Annotated in this window: 20 protein-coding genes and 1 tRNA gene; 14 read left to right on the top strand and 7 right to left on the bottom strand. The window is 63.2% G+C overall.

The features are described 5' to 3' along the window. Positions 1–80 precede the first annotated feature (80 nt). Positions 81–1,535: an Asp-tRNA(Asn)/Glu-tRNA(Gln) amidotransferase subunit GatB gene (gene gatB / locus ABC729_RS06865; RefSeq protein WP_495606891.1), complete on the top strand. Its 1,455-nt coding sequence runs from the start codon at positions 81–83 to the stop codon at positions 1,533–1,535. A gap of 51 nt (positions 1,536–1,586) precedes the next feature. On the opposite strand, the gene ABC729_RS06860 is transcribed toward gatB, so the two are convergent. After that, complete coding sequence (locus tag ABC729_RS06860; RefSeq protein WP_495606890.1) at positions 1,587–2,552, bottom strand: bile acid:sodium symporter family protein; 966 nt, start codon at positions 2,550–2,552, stop codon at positions 1,587–1,589. Between the two features lie 169 nt (positions 2,553–2,721). Continuing rightward, positions 2,722–3,441, bottom strand: a complete 720-nt coding sequence (locus tag ABC729_RS06855; RefSeq protein ID WP_495606889.1) for a DUF3313 family protein — start codon at positions 3,439–3,441, stop codon at positions 2,722–2,724. Positions 3,442–3,664: 223 nt separating this feature from the next. Here ABC729_RS06855 and ABC729_RS06850 point away from each other — a divergent pair. The 5 genes from ABC729_RS06850 to ABC729_RS06830 all read left to right on the top strand — a co-directional run bounded on the left by ABC729_RS06850 (position 3,665) and on the right by ABC729_RS06830 (position 7,116). Then, positions 3,665–3,756, top strand: a tRNA-Ser gene (locus tag ABC729_RS06850). Positions 3,757–3,934: 178 nt separating this feature from the next. Further along, complete coding sequence (locus tag ABC729_RS06845; protein WP_495606888.1) at positions 3,935–4,723, top strand: LytR/AlgR family response regulator transcription factor; 789 nt, start codon at positions 3,935–3,937, stop codon at positions 4,721–4,723. Between the two features lie 102 nt (positions 4,724–4,825). Further along, positions 4,826–5,557, top strand: a complete 732-nt coding sequence (locus ABC729_RS06840) for a TraB/GumN family protein (RefSeq protein WP_495606887.1) — start codon at positions 4,826–4,828, stop codon at positions 5,555–5,557. 33 nt (positions 5,558–5,590) lie between these two features. Next, positions 5,591–6,010, top strand: a complete 420-nt coding sequence (locus tag ABC729_RS06835; RefSeq protein ID WP_495606886.1) for a GFA family protein — start codon at positions 5,591–5,593, stop codon at positions 6,008–6,010. Positions 6,011–6,258: 248 nt separating this feature from the next. After that, positions 6,259–7,116 (top strand): alpha/beta fold hydrolase, encoded by an 858-nt coding sequence (locus ABC729_RS06830; RefSeq protein ID WP_495606885.1) that lies wholly within the window; start codon positions 6,259–6,261, stop codon positions 7,114–7,116. A gap of 23 nt (positions 7,117–7,139) precedes the next feature. Here ABC729_RS06830 and ABC729_RS06825 read toward each other — a convergent pair whose 3' ends face one another. Beyond that, the gene (locus ABC729_RS06825; protein WP_495606884.1) at positions 7,140–8,426 is read right to left on the bottom strand and encodes an MFS transporter; all 1,287 of its coding nucleotides are present in this window, start codon (positions 8,424–8,426) and stop codon (positions 7,140–7,142) included. A 130-nt stretch (positions 8,427–8,556) separates the two neighbouring features. Between ABC729_RS06825 and ABC729_RS06820 the strand changes: the two genes are divergently transcribed. After that, positions 8,557–9,117, top strand: a complete 561-nt coding sequence (locus ABC729_RS06820) for a TetR/AcrR family transcriptional regulator (protein WP_495606883.1) — start codon at positions 8,557–8,559, stop codon at positions 9,115–9,117. Between the two features lie 151 nt (positions 9,118–9,268). Here ABC729_RS06820 and ABC729_RS06815 read toward each other — a convergent pair whose 3' ends face one another. Further along, positions 9,269–10,132 (bottom strand): universal stress protein, encoded by an 864-nt coding sequence (locus ABC729_RS06815; protein WP_495606882.1) that lies wholly within the window; start codon positions 10,130–10,132, stop codon positions 9,269–9,271. Between the two features lie 265 nt (positions 10,133–10,397). On the opposite strand from ABC729_RS06815, the gene ABC729_RS06810 reads away from it, so the two are divergent. Genes ABC729_RS06810 through ABC729_RS06790 form a run of 5 tightly spaced genes read left to right on the top strand, consistent with a single transcriptional unit; the run spans position 10,398 to position 13,470 of the window. Continuing rightward, positions 10,398–10,898, top strand: a complete 501-nt coding sequence (locus ABC729_RS06810; RefSeq protein ID WP_495606881.1) for a nuclear transport factor 2 family protein — start codon at positions 10,398–10,400, stop codon at positions 10,896–10,898. Between the two features lie 49 nt (positions 10,899–10,947). Beyond that, a complete protein-coding gene (locus ABC729_RS06805) occupies positions 10,948–12,096 on the top strand; it encodes an acetoin utilization protein AcuC (RefSeq protein ID WP_495606880.1) in 1,149 nt (382 codons plus the stop codon). A gap of 6 nt (positions 12,097–12,102) precedes the next feature. Then, positions 12,103–12,636 (top strand): DUF192 domain-containing protein, encoded by a 534-nt coding sequence (locus tag ABC729_RS06800; RefSeq protein WP_495606879.1) that lies wholly within the window; start codon positions 12,103–12,105, stop codon positions 12,634–12,636. Then, positions 12,633–12,917 carry a TfoX/Sxy family protein gene (locus ABC729_RS06795; protein WP_495606878.1) on the top strand — a complete coding sequence of 95 codons (285 nt, stop codon included), beginning with the start codon at positions 12,633–12,635 and terminating at the stop codon, positions 12,915–12,917. The genes ABC729_RS06800 and ABC729_RS06795 overlap by 4 nt, the downstream gene beginning before the upstream one ends. Positions 12,918–12,960: 43 nt before the next feature. Continuing rightward, positions 12,961–13,470, top strand: coding sequence for a hypothetical protein (locus tag ABC729_RS06790; protein ID WP_495606877.1), 510 nt, complete (start codon positions 12,961–12,963; stop codon positions 13,468–13,470). Positions 13,471–13,479: 9 nt separating this feature from the next. On the opposite strand, the gene ABC729_RS06785 is transcribed toward ABC729_RS06790, so the two are convergent. After that, positions 13,480–15,132, bottom strand: a complete 1,653-nt coding sequence (locus ABC729_RS06785; RefSeq protein WP_495606876.1) for a pectate lyase — start codon at positions 15,130–15,132, stop codon at positions 13,480–13,482. Positions 15,133–15,265: 133 nt separating this feature from the next. Next, the gene (locus ABC729_RS06780; RefSeq protein WP_495606875.1) at positions 15,266–15,637 is read right to left on the bottom strand and encodes a winged helix-turn-helix transcriptional regulator; all 372 of its coding nucleotides are present in this window, start codon (positions 15,635–15,637) and stop codon (positions 15,266–15,268) included. 144 nt (positions 15,638–15,781) lie between these two features. On the opposite strand from ABC729_RS06780, the gene gstA reads away from it, so the two are divergent. Together gstA and ABC729_RS06770 are read left to right on the top strand one after the other, a co-directional pair. After that, positions 15,782–16,390: a glutathione transferase GstA gene (gene gstA, locus ABC729_RS06775; protein WP_495606874.1), complete on the top strand. Its 609-nt coding sequence runs from the start codon at positions 15,782–15,784 to the stop codon at positions 16,388–16,390. Next, positions 16,390–16,785, top strand: a complete 396-nt coding sequence (locus ABC729_RS06770; protein ID WP_495606873.1) for a nuclear transport factor 2 family protein — start codon at positions 16,390–16,392, stop codon at positions 16,783–16,785. Before gstA ends, ABC729_RS06770 begins: the two co-directional genes overlap by 1 nt. Here ABC729_RS06770 and ABC729_RS06765 read toward each other — a convergent pair. Further along, positions 16,782–17,510, bottom strand: a complete 729-nt coding sequence (locus ABC729_RS06765) for an arginyltransferase (RefSeq protein ID WP_495606872.1) — start codon at positions 17,508–17,510, stop codon at positions 16,782–16,784. The two genes, ABC729_RS06770 and ABC729_RS06765, sit on opposite strands and share 4 nt — an antisense overlap. Positions 17,511–17,527 lie beyond the last annotated feature (17 nt).

Here is a 17,527-nt window from a genome sequence, read left to right as displayed (position 1 = left end):
CGTCCAACCCCCTTGCCCTTTGCCCCGAATCCGGCCATGAAAAGCCCTTAGTCTTTCCGTTATCACAGAGTGCAGAGACGATGGCTTACCGGATTCAGGGCGAAACGGGTGAATGGGAAGTGGTGATCGGGCTGGAGGTCCATGCCCAGGTCATTTCCAATGCCAAGCTGTTTAGCGGGGCCGCCACGGCCTTTGGCGCGGCCCCCAACAGCCAAGTCAGCTTCGTCGATGCCGGCTTCCCCGGCATGCTGCCTGTGATCAATCAGGTCTGCGTGGAACAGGCGGTTAAGACCGGCCTGGGCCTGAAGGCGCAGATCAATCTGCGCAGCGTCTTCGACCGTAAGAATTATTTCTACGCCGACCTGCCGTCGGGATATCAGATCAGCCAGTTCAAGCAGCCCATCGTGGGCGAGGGCACGCTGATCCTGGATCTGGCCGATGGTGCCACGCGGGAAGTGGGGATTGAGCGCCTGCATCTGGAAATGGATGCCGGCAAGTCGATGCATGACCAGCATCCGTCCAAGACCTATGTCGACCTGAACCGGGCCGGCGTGGCGTTGATGGAGATCGTGTCGAAGCCCGACATGCGCAGCCCGGAAGAGGCGGCGGCTTACCTGCGCAAGCTGCGCACCATCCTGCGCTATCTGGAAACCTGCGACGGCAACATGGAAGAAGGCTCCATGCGCTGCGACATCAACGTGTCGGTGCGCAAGCCGGGCGGGCCGCTGGGCACGCGGACGGAGACGAAGAACGTCAATTCCATCCGCTATGTGCAGCAGGCCATTGAGTATGAGGCGCAGCGCCAGATCGAAGTGATCGAGGAAGGCGGCACCATCGTCCAGGAAACCCGCCTGTGGGATCCGGGCAAGGGCGTGACCCGTTCCATGCGGTCCAAGGAAGAAGCGCATGATTACCGTTACTTCCCCGATCCGGACCTGCTGCCGCTGGTTCTGGAGCAGGAACTGGTGGATCAGATCAAGGCGACCCTCCCCGAACTGCCCGACGATAAGAAGGCGCGGTTCATGGAGCAGTATAAGCTGACCTCCTATGATGCCGGCGTTCTGGTGGCCGAAAAGGCCCGTGGCGACTTCTATGAGGAAGTGGCCAAGGGTCGTGACCCGAAGATGGCCGCTAACTTCCTGATCGGTGATCTGCTGGGTGCCTTGAACAAGACGGGCAAGGACATCACCGAATCGCCGATCAGTGCCGCTGACCTGGGCGGTTTGATCGATCTGGTGGCGGACAACACCATCTCCGGCCGTCTGGCCAAGGATGTGTTCGCGCTGATGCTGGAGACGGGCAAGTTGGCCATCGCCATCGTCGATGAGAAGGGCCTGCGTCAGGTCACCGATACGGGCGCCATCGATGCCGTCATCGCCCAGGTGATGGAGGCCAACCCCGATAAGGTGGCCGAATATCGGTCCGGCAAGGACAAGCTGTTCGGCTTCTTCGTCGGTCAGGTGATGAAGGCCAGTCAGGGCAAGGCCAACCCGGCCATGGTGAATGAAATCCTGGCGGCCAAGCTTAAGGGCTGAGGCTTTCAAACAGGTGAGTGGAAGGCCGCCGGCGCGATCCGGCGGCCTTTTTCATGCCGACTGGCGATACCGCGCCGCCAGCCAGGTGCAGACCACCAACTGTATCTGGTGAAAGATCATCAGCGGCAGGATGATCAGGCCGACCTGCGCCACGGGGAACAGCACGCCCGCCATGGGCACGCCCGACACCAGGCTCTTCTTCGAACCGCAAAAGACCAGCACGATCCGGTCGGCCCGGGTGAAGCCCAGCCAGCGGCCGATCAGCGCCGTTACACCCAGGACGACAGCCAGCAGGATGATGCTAGCCGTACTGATCACCAGCAGATCGGAAAGGGCCACCTTATGCCACAGCCCCTCAACCACGGCGGCGCTAAAGGCGGAATAGACCACCAGCAGGATTGATCCCCGGTCGGTGTAGGAAATGGTCTGTTTATGCTTCTGCACGAACCGCCCAATCAGGGGGCGGGCAAGGTGACCGACGATGAAGGGCACCAGCAGTTGCAGGATGATTGCTTCCAGCGCCGCCAGTGAGATGCCGCCCTGTCCGCCGGTATTCATCAGCAGACCCACCATCAGCGGGGTAATGAAGATGCCCAGCAGGTTGGAGGCCGACGCCGAACAGATGGCCGCCGGCACATTGCCGCCCGCGATGGAGACAAAGGCGATGGAGCTTTGCACCGTGGAGGGCAGCAGGCAGAGATAAAGGATGCCTGTGGCGATGACCGGCGAGAGAGCGGAGGCCGGCAGCAGGCCCGCCGCCAGCCCCAGCAGCGGGAACAGAACAAACGTGCTGGCCAGTACCGTCAGGTGCAGACGCCAGTGGCCCATGCCGGCTAGGATGGCGTCGCGCGACAGCTTGGCCCCGTGGAAGAAGAACAACAGCGCGATGGCGATGTCGGCCACGATATCGACAATGCCCGCCACAGTTCCCGCGGCGGGTAACAGGGCCGCCAGCCCCACTGTCGCCAGAAGGGCCAGCAGGAACGGGTCGACGATGGCAGCAAGGAAATGGTTCATCAATAGGCATCCAAGGGCGGGCAGGGGACCCGCGATGGAGAACACTATGCCTGCGCCCGGATGTTGTGCGGCAGTCCCGATTCCTCCGGGGTGGCTTGTGCGCCACGCACAGAAAAGGCGCCGGGTGTGACCCCGGCGCCTGATCAGTCCATCACTGTTGTCAACAAGGTCAGCTGGCGGCGTCGCCCGTCACCAGCTTGGCGATCTGCTTGGCCCAGCGGCGGGTGAACCGGTCCGCATCGCCATAAATCGTGTAGCTGTTGATATTGTCGGGGAAGGGCAGCCCCATATCGGCATCGGCGATGACGGCCACCACCTGACCTGTCTGGCTATCCGTCAGGGTCGCCTGAAAGGCGGCACGGCCAACGGAATAGACGCGGTCAACGGTGCCGCCGCCGCGTGCCTTCTCGGCGTGGAAGGAGCGGTTGGGGACATAGTCGGTGAAGGTGATGGCCAGCTTTAGGACACCCGGCCCCGGCTCCTTCACCATGGCCGGCCCGAACGCTTCTTCCAGTTGCTTGGTCATGTACTCAAACGCATGGTCGCGTTCGCGCACCGACAGCAGCACCTCGTCAAAGCGGCGCTCAATGGCGGTATCCATGGGGGCCAACATCACCTTGCCATAAGAGGCGAGATTGACGCCGGGCTTCACAAAGACCTTGTCGAGATTGGCATGGTCCTGTTCGGTCAGCCCCTCGGTCACCAGCTTTGGCGCCTTCTTGGATGGGATACCGTCCCAGGCGCTTTCGGCGGCAGCGGCGGTGCCGGCAGCCAGAACCATCAGGGACAGACCCAGGATGCCGGCCAGAAGGCCAGCCTTGAAACCAGTGCCATCGGCACGAATCACGGCGGTGTCGGTCATGGCGATGGGCTTTTCATGTCCGAACATGGTGTCGAACTCCATTCATAGGGCGCGGGGACGAACCCGTGCGATACCGCGTTTGTGCGGCGGAGAACCGGGCCGCCCCCGTCCCGGTATGTCCCGCGCATCACTGCCGGGATCACTTTTTAAGAATGGGGTGTTGCAGCGCCGTTGACAAGCCCGCTTCATGCCACTAAACACCCCTCTCACCGACGCAGCCCCGGTTCAACCGGTCTGCTGCAGACGGTGCGGAGGGGTGGCCGAGCGGCTGAAGGCAACGGTTTGCTAAACCGTCGTACCGGGAAACTGGTACCGTGGGTTCGAATCCCATCCCCTCCGCCATTCTCCCCATGACATATACGGCAGTTCGGCAGACGCCAGGGGCGCTGCTTATCGCTCTTGTTCGCCGCAACAATGCGCGCGGGGGCCGATATTCGACACGGACGATGCCGTGACCCAGGCAGACCAACACGCCCCGATCAGTGAACCTGTTCCCGAAACCCGGCGGTGGCCGCTATGGGTGGTTTCAGCCTTAGTCTGGTTGTGCGTTGCGCTGATCAGCACGGTGCAGGGGCAGATTTTTGCGGCTTATACGGGCCGGGTGCAGGCATGGTGGCCGGCCTTTCATTATACGGTGGCGGTCTTTTCAGTTTGGGGGCTGTTGACGCCGGCGGTGCTGCGGGCGGCAAGGGCGGTGGAGCAGCGGCGGTTGGGTCGGGCCGCCACCGTCTGCGTGTGGCTGGCGGGTTATCCGCTGACCGTCCTTCTGCATCTCACATTGTTCGTTCTGCTGTACTGGCCGATCTATGGCGGGCAGGGGCTGTCACTGCTGACCATGGCGAAGGCGGTGTTCTTCGCGAACCTGGACAATTCTGCCTTTGCCTATATCGCCCTGATCGCGCTTGCCCGCCTCCGCCGACAATGGAACCCGCCCGTCATGGCACCGGTGGTGGTGGCGACGCCATCGCCGGCACCGGTGGGCGCGGAGGGGCTGTGGGTGCGCGTGGCTGGCGGGTTGCAGTTTGTACCGTTTCAGGACATCGACTGGATCGCGGCGGCAGGCGATTATGCCGAAATCCATGCTGGTGGCCGCACGCTGCTGACGGACCGGAGCCTGACTTCACTGACCGAGGAATTGCCCAGTACCACCTTTGTCCGGGTGCATCGCGGTGCCATCGTGCGGTTGGACCGAGTGCGGGAGGTGCGAAGCCTGGGCCGGGGGGATGCCAGCCTGATTCTGCATAATGGTGACATTCTGCGCCTCAGTCGGCGGTATCGCGACGGTTTCAAGTCCCTTCTGCCGTCCTGATCCCGGTTGCCGACCGGGCGGTCCCGCTTGCCGATACGTGCTGGCGGCTTGGGGTGTGACACATGAACCCTGGTTCTGTTCATTGTCACAACGGAACCTGCCATGATCTTTCGACTGCGTTCCTTGCTTCTGGCCCTGCCGCTTCTGCTGGCGGCGCCGACCAGTGCTGATACAGCCATGCCGGACGGCCCGGTCCTGATTGTCGGCGCGTTGCATCAGTTGCACGATCGTGAACCGGCCTTCGGGTATGACCGGCTGCGCGCATCCATCCTGGCCTTCAAACCCGATATTCTCGTGCTGGAGGTGCGGCCCGACGAGTTGGCGGAGCGCAAGGCGACACCGGGCCGGCCGGAATATCCCGCCATGGTGTGGCCGCTTCTGACCGAGATGCGGGTGGACGCGGTCGCCATGGAGCCCGGTGGGGAGATGTTCAAGGAACTTGCCGGTGAAGCGGGTGCAGCCTTTGCGGCGTTGAGCCAGCGCGATCCAGAGGGGGCGGCGGCCCTGTCGCGTCTGGAAAAAGCCATGGATGATGTTCTGCTGGCCTATTGGCAGTCACCGGCGCAGGTGCAGGACGAACAGACGGCTGCCATCGCCGCTGGGGTTCAGGCGGCGCAGTTCGCCCTGGCCGGCCCGTCATTCGCGGCGGCGCAGGCGCGGTGGGACAGCCATATGGCCGGGCAGGTGGTCCGCACCGTCCGGTCCCATCCCGGCAAACGGGTGATGGTCATCGCCAGCTATAAGAACCGCGCCTTGCTGGAACGCCTGGTGCGGAAGGCGGTGGCGGGCCGGGTGGTCGATGCGGCCCCCTGGTTCACAGCGACCGCCAATTGACCGCCCCCAAATCCTGAACGCGTGGATCACAAAATGACGACAAAGCATTGGTATCATGGCAGCTGCCATTGTGGGGCTGTCCGGTTCCGGGCGCATCTGGACATCCATTCCGGCACCAGCAAATGCAACTGCACCTTCTGCTGGAAGCAGCGGAACTGGAATGTCTGCGGGTTGAAGCCGGAAGATTTCGAACTGCTGTCCGGTGCGGATCTCTTGTCCACTTACGCCCGTAAGACGGAGACGTTTGAGCTGTCTCACAGGTTCTGCGCCAAATGTGGAACGCACACCCATGGCGATGGCTATCTGGAGGAACTGGGCGGTGCCATGGTGTCGGTACGGGTGGCGGCGCTTGACGATCTCAGCATTGAGGATCTGGTCTCTGCGCCCGTTACCTATTGCGATGGGCGGCGGGATAATTGGTGGAACCCGCCAGAAGAGATACGGCACCTCTGACCGCAGTGTGGTGGGCAGGGGGATTGCCAGCAGGGGCCGGGCGGGTTATCCTCCCGCCCGGTCGGCAGTTCACCCAGGCGTCGCCGTTCCCTTCCGGGAAAGCTAAACCTGCCATCGCGAAATGGTTTTCACGATTATTCCCACATTTCTTCCATCGACCGACCGCTTTTCCTGAAAAGCCGTGCCAGGTCGGAAGCCGGCGACCACCGACATCCATCATGGATCGGCACGACAGACGGGGAACAGCCATGTCCATGTCGATTGCTGAAGCAACGGCCGCGACGCCACGCGGCCTTATCCATTATGCCGATGCCGGGGAAGGTCCGGCGGTTCTGTCCCTGCATGGGGCCATGGGCGGAACGGACCAGGGAATGATCCTGGCCCGTGTCACCGGGGCCGATGCCGGGCGCGTTATCGCGCCGGCGCGTCCGGGTTATCCCGGTACGCCGCTGTCATCCGGCCGCACGCCGGAGGCGCAGGCCGATCTCTATGTCGCCCTGCTGGACCATCTGGGTCTGGACCGGGTCGCGGTCATCGCCGTATCGGGCGGGGGTGCATCGGCCCTGATGTTCGCCCTGCGCCATCCCGGACGCTGCCGGGGGCTGGTGCTGGTTTCCACCTGTGCGGGGCCGGAGCCGATGCCGATCCCGCCGGGCTTTCAACTGTTCAGGCTGCTGGCCCGCTGGCCCGCCTTTGTCGGGTGGATGAAGGGCAGGGCGCTGCGCAATCCCGACCGGATTTCCAGCCGATCAATCCCCGACCCGGAACATCAACGCATCTTGCGCGCCGATGCGGTCGCCATGCCGCTGTATCGTGACCTGCGGGCCGGCATGTTCGACCGGTTGGCGGAACGGTTGCCAGGGACGGAGAATGATATCGGCGTGACCCGCAGACAGCATTTCCCCCTGGCGGAGATCGGCGTGCCCACCCTGGTGGTGCATGGCACGTGCGATCCCCTGTTGCCCTATGAAAGACATGGGGTGGAACTGGCACGCCGCATTCCGGGGGCGGAGTTGCTGACGGTAGAGGAAGGCGGGCATGCCGCCATCTTCACCCACCGTGCGCTGATCGGCCCCCGTGTGGCGGGGTTCCTGGCGGCGTTGTAGGGCTGGCCGCAGCCGGTGGCGGGTTACGCCGCCGCCGGCTGTACCTTCCGGCCCATGGTCGGGCACATCAGCGCCGCGAACAGGCAGAGCACACCCGCGACATAGAAGGCCGGCATGTAGCTTTCCAGATAGGTGCGGGAGAAGCCGCCGCCGAAGGCCGCACAGGCGGCCCCCAACTGATGGCCCGCGAAGACCCAGCCGAAGACGAGGTTCGCCTTTTCCCGCCCGAACCGTTCCGCTGTCAGCTTCACGGTCGGCGGCACGGTGGCCACCCAGTCCAGGCCATAGAAGACAGCGAATAGCGACAGGCCATAGAAGGTGAAGTCAGAATAGGGCAGGTAGAGCAGCGACAGTCCGCGCAGGCCGTAATACCAGAACAGCAGCCAGCGATTGTCATAGCGGTCGGACAGCCAGCCCGACGCCACGGTACCGATGAAATCGAAAATGCCGATCAGGGCCAGCATACCCGCCGCCTTTACCGCCGGCATGCCGAAATCCACGCACATCGGCACCAGATGCGTCTGGATCAGGCCGTTGGTGCTGGCCCCGCAGACGAAGAAGGTGGCGAACAGTACCCAGAAGACCTTGGTCTTCGCCGCCATGCGCAACGTGTCGATGGCAGCGAAGGCCACCGATCCGGCGGGGGGCGGCGGGGCGGGGTCCGGTGCCCCCGGTGCCTCCCCATAGGCGCGCAGGCCCACATCCCCCGGCCGGTCGCGCATCAGCAGCAGCACACCGGTGGCGGCCACAGCCAGCATGGCGCAGATCACCGACAGGGCGGTGCGCCAGCCGATCTCTTCCGCCAACCACGCCGTCATCGGGATGAAAACCAGCTGCCCGGTGGCCGAACTGGCTGTCAGCAGGCCGATCACCAGCCCGCGCCGGGCCGTAAACCAGCGGGTGGCGATGGTGGCGCCCAGCACCAGGGCCGTCATGCCGGTGCCCAGCCCGACCACCACACCCCACAACAGGACCAGTTCCCACAGGCTGTTCATCCCCAGCGACAGGATCATGCCGCCGCCGATGATGGAGAGCGAGGTCAGCGCCATGCGCCGCACCCCGAACCGGTTGATCAGTGCCGCCGCGAACGGTCCCATCAGGCCGAACAGCACCAGACGGATGGCCAGCGCCGTTGAAATTTCTGACGCGGTCCAACCGAACTCCTTCTGCAACGGGATCATCAACACGCCCGGCGCACCCACGGCCCCGGCGGCGGTGATGGAGGTGAGGAAGGTCGCGGCCACCACGACCCAGCCATAATGGATGTTGCGCGCGGCCAGCCGCGCCGCCAGACGATCAGACAGGAACAAGCCACACCCCCCGTCACCAGCCCTTGCGAAAGCCGCTGGTAATGATGATGATCATAATGATAAATTATTCATGATGATTATCATCAAAACGGTCAAGCAGGATCGTTGGCATTTTTAGGGGAGGTGGGTTGTGCGTGTGTCGAAGCAGAAGGCGGGGGAGCATCGCGACGCCATCCTGACGGCGGCATCACGCCTGTTCCGTGCCCGCGGCTTTGACAAGGTGGGTGTGGCGGAGGTGACGCAGGCTGCCGGCCTGACCCATGGCGGCTTCTACGGGCATTTTGCGTCGAAGGAGGCGCTGGCGGCAGAGGTCTGCGACCTCAGCTTCGGGAATGCCGTGCGGCGGGTCCAGGCATCGGCCAGCCTGGAGGAATATGTCGATTATTATGCGTCGGTCGAACATCGCGACCGGGAGGGGCCGTGCCCCATGGTGGCGCTGGGAGGCGATGTTTCGCGCCTGTCCGGGCCGGTGCGGGCGCATTTCTCCGCCGGGGTGGCCCGCTATATCGCCGCCATCCGTGCGCATCTGCCGGGTGACGAGCCCATGGCGGAGGGCAGGGCGTCGGCCCTGGTTTCCATCCTGGTTGGCGGCATGAACCTAGCCCGCGCCGTCGCTGCCACCGACCCCGCCCTTTCGGAAAATATCCTGGCAGGGGTGCGGCAGCAGGCGCGGGCCGTGATACGCGGATAATACCACCGGTCATTTATTTGACCGGTGGTACGGCGGCGACGACCGCCGCGCCGCACATGCGGCGTTAGCCAAACCCACGGATGTGGGTGCCGGCACCTGAGGGGCATGAAAGATTGACCACAGGTCAAGATTTCATGCCGCTGGTATCGAGTCAGTGCGCCAGTAGCAGGGACAGCGTCGTCTGGTTCAGCATGGCGCGGGTGACGCCGCCCAGGATCAGTTCACGCAGCCGTGAATGGCCGTATCCGCCCATGACCAGCAGGTCGGCCCCGACCTCTGCGCAGGCATCCTGTAGCTGCTGCGCCACGCTGCCCGCGCCGGACAGTTTGTGATATTGCGCCGGGATATTGTGCCAGGCGAGGTAATCGACGACGGGGGCCGCTTCCTCCGCGTCGGTGCGCATTGTATCAACGCCCAGCACATGCACCGCATCGGCCCCCGACAGCAGCGGCATGGCCAGCGCCAGGGCCCGGGCCGACTGGGTCCGACCATTCCAGGCGATGGCCACGCGGCGGCCCAGGACAGCGGGCGTCTGTTCCGGTGCCACCAGCAGTGGCCGCCCGCCCTCCAGCAAGGCGGCTTCAAGCCCGACCAGTACGGCGGTGCGGTCCTCGTTGGCAACCGACGGGAAGACGGTGACGTCGGACAGGCGGGCGGCGGCGGCCATCACATCCTCTGTCACGCCCGCTGCCTCTGCGAAGCTGCCGCTGACCCGGTCGCTGCCGGGGGCGCGGTCGCAATAGACGCCGCCAATGGCGGCCAAGGCCTTCTCCAGATGGTCGCGGGCCTTGGCGGCGTGGCTTTTATTCTCTTGTTCCAGCGATTTCATCAGATCCTGGATCAGTGCGCCCGACAGACCCTCGCCCACCATCGGCATCACATCACGCGGGTCGGCGCGCAGATAAAGGGCGGCGACATTGCCCTTGGCGGGTGCCGCCAGCAGCAACGCCGATCCGAGGGCAGCAGCGTCGCGCGCGCCGCCGGTGACGAAACAGGTGATCTTGCGAAAAGCCATGACCGGTCCCCCTTGTGCCGTTTCGCGGCCATTGCCGCTTGGAAACGCATCCTTGACCCAGCATCACGCCATACGCGGAACCGGGCATTGACATGGATCACCCAGCACCGAACCCGACTATAACAGATTGGCGGGAAAAATGTTGAACGGCAGGGGGCGATAAGGAACACATCGGTATTGGCCCCTGCGGCAGTGCCGCCGCCGGCTCTTGGCGTGGGCGATTGGATGCCGTCTGATGCGGGCAGATTGATCAAGGGGTCATGATATGCGTTGCACCATCCTTATAGCCGCACTGCTTTCCGCGCTGGCCTTTCCGGTCGCTGCCGCCACCCTGCCGGAGGGGCCGGCGCTGACCGCCGCCATCGAAAAGGCGGATGCAGAATTCTTCGATGTATTCTTTGAAGGCTGCGACCCCGACCGGGTCGCGCGCATGCTGACGCCCGATTTCGAGATGTATCACGACAAGGGTGGGGAAGTGGCGCGGTCCGCCACCGCCATGCTGGACCTTTACCGCAAGAATTGTGAAGCCCGCAAAGCCCCCGATGCCTGGCGTTCGCGACGGGAACTGGTGCGGGGCAGCATGACCCTGCACCCAATCGCCGGCATCGGCGTGTTCCAGCAAGGTGACCACGTCTTTTATGAACGCAAGGGCGACGGCCCGGAAAAGCTGGCGGGCAAGGCCCGATTCAGCCAGCTCTGGCGGCTGGAACCCGATGGCTGGAAACTGTCGCGCGTCTTTTCCTATGATCACGAAGCGGTGAAATAATTTTCAAACCCTTGTGCCATGTGGCGGCGCAACATAAGTTACGATTATCATGCCCGACAGCGTCGCCAAGATCGTTTCCGCCGCCACCATGGCCCGCCCGCTTTACCTGGGCGGGGAGATCTACCGTCATTCCAGTTATGGCCGGAAACATCCGCTTTCCATTCCGCGCGTATCGGTGGCAACCGATCTGATCCGCGCCATGGGCTGGCTGGAGGATAACCGCTTTATCGACAGCCCGCAGGCGACGCCCGAACAGCTGGCCCGTTTCCATGATCGCGATTACATCGCGGCGGTGCAGCGGGCGGAGCGGGATCAGAAGGTCGATCTGGACACCGCACTTCGTTATGCGCTGGGCAAACTGGAGAATCCGGTTTTCCCGGAAATGTACCGCCGCCCCGCCATCGCCGCCGGCGCCGCCATCCTGGCGGCCGATCTTGTCCGTGATGGGGGTGTAGTGCACTCCCCGGCCAGCGGCACACATCACGCGCGCCCCGGTCGGGCCAGTGGCTTTTGCTTCTTCAATGCACCCGTGCTGGGCATTATGGCGCTGCTGGACCAAGGGCTTGATCGTATCCTTTACGTTGATCTGGATGCCCATCATGGTGATGGGGTGCAGGACGCCTTTCACGATGATGAACGTGTCCTGACCATCTCCACCCACGAAGAGGCGCGGTGGCCCTACACGGGCAAGCTGGAGGACCGGGCCGGTGGCTTGGCCCGCAACATCCCGCTGCCTGCCGGTCTGAATGATGATGAGTTCCGTCATGTGGTGGAGGAAGCGATCATCCCGCTGGCCGTCGCCTTCCGGCCCCAGGCCATGATGATCCAGACGGGGGCCGACGCCCTGGCCGACGATCCCTTGTCGCGCCTGTCGCTGTCCAATCGCGCCCTCTGGCGGGCCGTGGGCGATTTGGTGGGGCTGGCCCCGCGCACCATCGTGGTTGGCGGTGGCGGCTACAATCCCTGGTCGGTGGGCCGTGCCTGGGCCGGTATCTGGGCTGTGTTGAATGGCATTGACCCGACGGACACCCCCCTGACCCCGGCGGCGGTGGATGTTCTGAAGTCGCTGACCTGGGACCGGCGGGAAGGACGCAACCCGCCTGCACGCTGGTTCGACAGTCTGGTCGATCCACCGCATGAGGGGCCTATCCGCGACATGGTGCGGCAGGCCGCAGCATCCGTGCGCGACCTGTGGTAAGGTCTGATGGAACGTAACCCCGCGCTGGGAACCATCATGCTGCTGCGCCGTCTGGCCTTTGCACTGCTGCTGTCGCTGTCGCTGTCGCCAATCATCCTGCCCGCCGCCATTCCCGATGCCGCTGCCCAGATGGGACCGCAAACAGGGTTGAATCGCGACAATCTGGTCATCGAAACCAAGGGCGGCCAGCGCCACAGCTTCAATGTCGATCTGGCCCTGACCCCGCAGCAGCAGGCCATTGGCCTGATGTTCGTGGAGAAAATGGCAGACGAGAAGGGGATGCTGTTCCTGAACGATGAAGAACGGCCATTGTCCTTCTGGATGAAGAACACCCTGATCCCGCTGGACATCATCTTCATCGACGCCAACGGCTATATCCTGAACATCCAGCATGGCAAGCCGCTGGACCTGACGCCGCTGCCGTCTGCTGGCCCGGCGCTGGCCGTGCTGGAGCTGAATGCCGGCCTGTCGGCCAAGCTGGGGATCAAGCCGGGGGACCGGCTGCTGCATCCGGCCTTTGGGGTGAAACGCCCGCAGTGACCGATCTGGAAAAACTGCCCGGCCTTGGTCCCAAGACCGTTCGATGGCTTCTGGAAGCTGACATCGATAGCGTGGCGACACTTCGGTCGGTCGGGGCCGTTGCTGCCTATCTGCGTCTGAAGCATATCCGGCCACGCGATGTATCGCTCAATGCGCTTTGGGGCCTGTATGGCGCCTTGAACGGCATTGCCTGGAATCGAATAGATCAGGAAACCAAACAATCTCTGCTCGCACAGGTTTCCTATGCGTCAGAAAGGAGACGAGGTTCGTTGATCCCTTGAAATCAACGGACCTGCCGCCGTCTGGCGCGTGATAAAATCAACAATGGTTTTCTATACGCCCCCTTTGCAGCGACTGCCCACGCCGGTGACGCCGCCGTCGAAGGATCGTCACGTCCTGGGCGTAAACCGGATTGAAGAACGGCAACGGCGGGAAGAAAAGGGGAGGGAGGGACGCAGCCTTCGCCATCGCCTGATTGATCTGGTGATGGATGAGGTTGAAAGCCTTCCCGACCTGTCAACGCCGCAGAAGCAGCGTATCCGTCACAATCTGGGCCGCTTCGCCGACCGGCAGCCCGATCATCCCGCCGGCCAGCCGCCACCGCCGCCGCCCACGCCGGAACAGGCATTGGCTGCCATGACGGCGGATGAGCCTGCGCCGGTCGAAGACCTAGTCTCTCCGGTAATCAACGATGGAGTGGATGCCGTCGAACTGGGCCGGCAGATGCAGGTGCTTCTGGGCCTGCACAGTGAGCGGGCCACCAAGATATCCAATTACATCCACGCCCTGATGGCCGTCACCCCGGACAGCCATCAGGTCAGCCTTGATATCTGACGCGGGTCTTTATTTCCCCAACGCCTTAATCAGTTCGCCCATATTTTTGACGAACGCGGCGGTCGAAATGCCTTCCACCGGGTAATCAGCATTGTAGGGGGAGGTGTCATAGAGATCACCCACCCGCGTGGCCCGATATTCCCCGCCCGTCGGCGTGGCGGGACCATCGCCGACATAGGGGTTGGACGTCGCGGTCAGCTTCACCGGCCAGTATCCACGTGTGTTCAAGCCTCGGACCAAGTCTGCCAGCTTGTCGGCACCCGCCACCTTTTCTTCTTTGTCCTTCTTCATCATGTCGAACACATCGACGTCGCGCAGCGTGAAATAGCGGGGCAGGGCATAGGTGCCGGGTTTCGCCAGCAAGGGAGACCCTTTCGCAGCCTCTTCTCCCTTGGTGGCCGCCAGCTTCTGATATTCTGAGCGTAGGGCGGCGGTGTCGATGGACCGGAAGGAGCCGTAATGGGCGATCACCTCATTCGGGCTGTCGCTGGTGTAATATTCGCCATTCACCACATTCGATCCGCGCCGATGCAGATACAGCGGCTTATCCGTCCCGATCTCCAGGAAGGTCGGGTGCGTCCGGCCTTGGGTCCGAAGATTCTGTGGTGACTGCACCTTGTCCAGCCAGTCCAGCGCCTCCGGCACGCGCGCCAGATATTTGGCATCGCCGGTCAGGCGGTAGAAGCTCAACAACTGCTTGATATTGTTGGCTGTCGTATGGGTGGCAAAGGCCTCCGGCTCATAGGTGCGGGCACCCGCCGGCTTCAGGTCGGTGGTGCGGTGCTGCAGGCCCCAGGCGGGTTGCGGCTGTGGCTGCTGCGTCGCGATGAAGATGTCCATGCCGCGCCGGATAGGATCGATCAGCTTCTTATCGCCCAACACCTGATAGGCGAAGATCAGAACCTCCAGATTCTCGCCTGACACATCGTCATTAAAGGTGATGTAGCCGGTATAGTCCGGCTTGCCATGCAGCCCGCCATCCTTGACCAGGGGGAAACGCTGCGGCCAGCCGCCATTGGGATATTGCGCGTTCAGGATGAAGCCCAGCGCCTTGTCCAGCGCCTTCTTGAGGCCCTTGTCCTTCTTCTCCAGATACAGGCGCAGCAGGAACTGCGTTGCCTCGGCAGTGCCGGCATCGTCAAAGGTGCCATTGCCGTAATAATGATGGAATTCCTCCATCCGCCAGGCGTTCTTGCCGTAAGTATCGTACCAGCGCTTCAGCGAGTCCTCACCCGCCGTATCAATGACATAGTTCCATCCGCCGCTTTCCAACTGCCCCTTAATCAGCGCGTCCGCCGTCTTCATGGCGGCATCCAGATACCAGCTGTCGCCCGTGGCGTGCCAGGCATCGAGGAACAGGTGCCCCACCGTGGCTGTGCCCGGCGGCTGTACCCAGATCATGGTCTTGTTGGCTTCCAATTCCCCCCAACGGCGGGAAAAGTCGGGCAGATATTGCCAGACATAGCCACCATTGACGGCCGCTTCCTCCATCATGAACCGGGCCGCCCGCTTCATGGTGGCCAGGATTTCGTCACGACTTGGGGCCTGTACGGCCTCCTGCTTGGCAGGACTGTTGGTGGCGGACTGGGCATGGCCGGGCAGTGCCAGCATCAACGGTAGGCAGGCACAGATCAGGGCGCGCTTGAAAGCGGCAATGGGCATTCGAACATCTCCGGGCTTCTCTCCATCGGCGGCTCTGCCGGCCACCTCTCAAGTCCCGAGTAAATCATACATGACACCGGTTTCCTAGTACGATCATGTCGCAAACTGTCACCGGTGTCAGAGTAATGGCTGATCAGGCCGCCTCGTCGCAGGTTTCCTGGCCCGTCCGTCCCAGCTTCAGCTTCCACCCGACATCCGCAATGGCGCGCAGAACCGGGAAAACCTCCTGCCCCAGATCGGTCAGCCTATATTCGGTGGAGGGTGGAGAGGTGGGCATGACGGTTCGCGCCACCAGCCCGTGCTGTTCCAGCATGCGCAGCCGGGCGGTGAGGGTCTTGGCCGAAATATCCGGCATGTCCACCCGCAATTCACCAAAGCGGCGAGGCGTTGCCTGCAAATGCCACAGAACATGCGTGGTCCAGGCACCGCTCAACAGGTTCATGAATTCCGACACGGGGCAGTAGGGTGCTGGCACAACGGGGTTCTTGCGGATTTTCAAGGCCATGGCGCGGAGATTCCGGTTACCGGTTCGAAACTTCAAAATGCAGGTTACCAGAAGTTACCAGCTATACAATCGCAACTTCATTCGCCATCCTCCGCGCCATCGCAAACCCCTGAGGGGCCTTACGTTCAATAATTGAGGATCACCATGAAGCTCTACTACAAGGCCGGTGCCTGCTCCCTTGCTTCCCATATCGCCCTGCGCGAGGCCGGTTTCAATCCGGAGATTGAGGCCGTGGACCTGCCGACGCACAAGACCGCTGGCGGTGTTGATTTCTATACGATCAACCCCAAGGGCTATGTTCCTGCCCTGGTCACGGACGAAGGGGAGCTGCTGACCGAGGGTGCGGCCATCATGCAGTATGTGGCCGATCTGAAGCCTGAGGCCAAGCTGCTGCCGCCGCCGGCCACACTGGCCCGTGCCCGTGTGCAGGAAGCCCTGAACTTCATCGCGACCGAGGTCCATAAGGGCTTCAGCCCCTTCTTCAACCCGGCCACGCACCCCGACACCAAGGCCGCCGTGCCGACTAATGTCAGCCGCCGCTTCGACGCGCTGGAGGTGCAACTGGCCGATGGCCGTGAGTATCTGCTGGGTGCCGATTTTACGGTGGCCGATGGCTATCTGTTCACGGTGCTGGGCTGGTCGCCCTATGTCGGGCTGGATCTGGTGAAGTGGCCGAACCTGTCGGCCTATCGCGCCCGCATCGCGGCCCGTCCGGGCGTGCAGGCGGCGTTGAAGGCGGAAGGTCTGATCTGATGGATGGCACGACCCCGGCTGATGCCGACTTCGCCGGGGTCACCGCCCTGATGGCCGAGTATTTCGGCGGGCTGTATCATTCCGATGCAGCCCGTCTTGGCCAGATTTTCCATCCGCAGGCCGTCTATGCCTGCGCGACGGAGGGGCGGTTGACCCATCTGACCATGGATGCCTATCTGCCCATCGTGGCCGCCCGGCAATCCCCCGCCAGCCGGGGAGAAGTGCCGCGCGATGAAGTGGTCTCCATCACCTTTGCCGGCCCCGTGACGGCCCTGGTCCATGCCCGGTGCGCCATGGGACCGAAGTTCTTCACCGACTTTTTGAGCCTGGTGAAGCTGGATGGGCGCTGGCAGATCATTGCCAAGACCTTCCATTTCGACCTGATGGAAGCCTAAATCGTGAGGGGCGCCCAGCCGTCGCGGCCCAAGGCCTCCAGCGGCTGGAAATTCGCCTTATATTCCATCTTGGGGCTGCCCTCGATCCAATAGCCTAAATAGAGATAGGGCAGCCCTTCCTGGCGACAGCGTTCGATCATGGCCAGGATCAGATGCGTGCCCAGGCTGCGCCTGGGTTCGTCGGGATCATAGAAGCTGTAGACGGCGGAATAGCCATCTTCCAGCCGGTCCACCAGCATGGCCCCACGCAGGCGGCCCGCGGGATCGCGGGTTTCCGCCATGAAGGTGTTGACGCGGCCTTCATCCACCATGGAGGCGAAATCGCCCGGCGTCATGCGGTTCATGTCGCTGTCGCTGTGGCGGGCGTCCTGGTAGAGAGCGAAGAGCTGGAACTGTTCGGGCGTGGAGGCGGCGGGCACCACGTCCAGCACCAGATCGGCATTGGCCCGCAGAATGCGGCGGTTGGTCCGGTTGGGGGCGAAGGTCGCCACGGGTACGCGCACCGGCACACACGAACTGCATCCCGGACAGACGGGGCGATAGACGATGTCATGACTGCGCCGGAACCCGGCCCGCGACAGGGCCGAATTCACCTCCGCCGCCTGCGGCCCCACCAGCCGCGTGAACAGCTTCCGCTCGACCCGGCCCAGCAGGTAGGGGCAGGGCATGGGGCCGGAGCGGAAGAATTGCTGCAGGGGCCGGTGCAGGGGCGGGATGACGCTCATTCGTGGCCCTGGCGCGG

The sequence above is a fragment of the Niveispirillum sp. CC-CTL257 genome (assembly GCF_059489915.1).
Note: the sequence above shows the minus strand (reverse complement) of the source record. Positions and strands in the feature narration are given on the sequence as shown.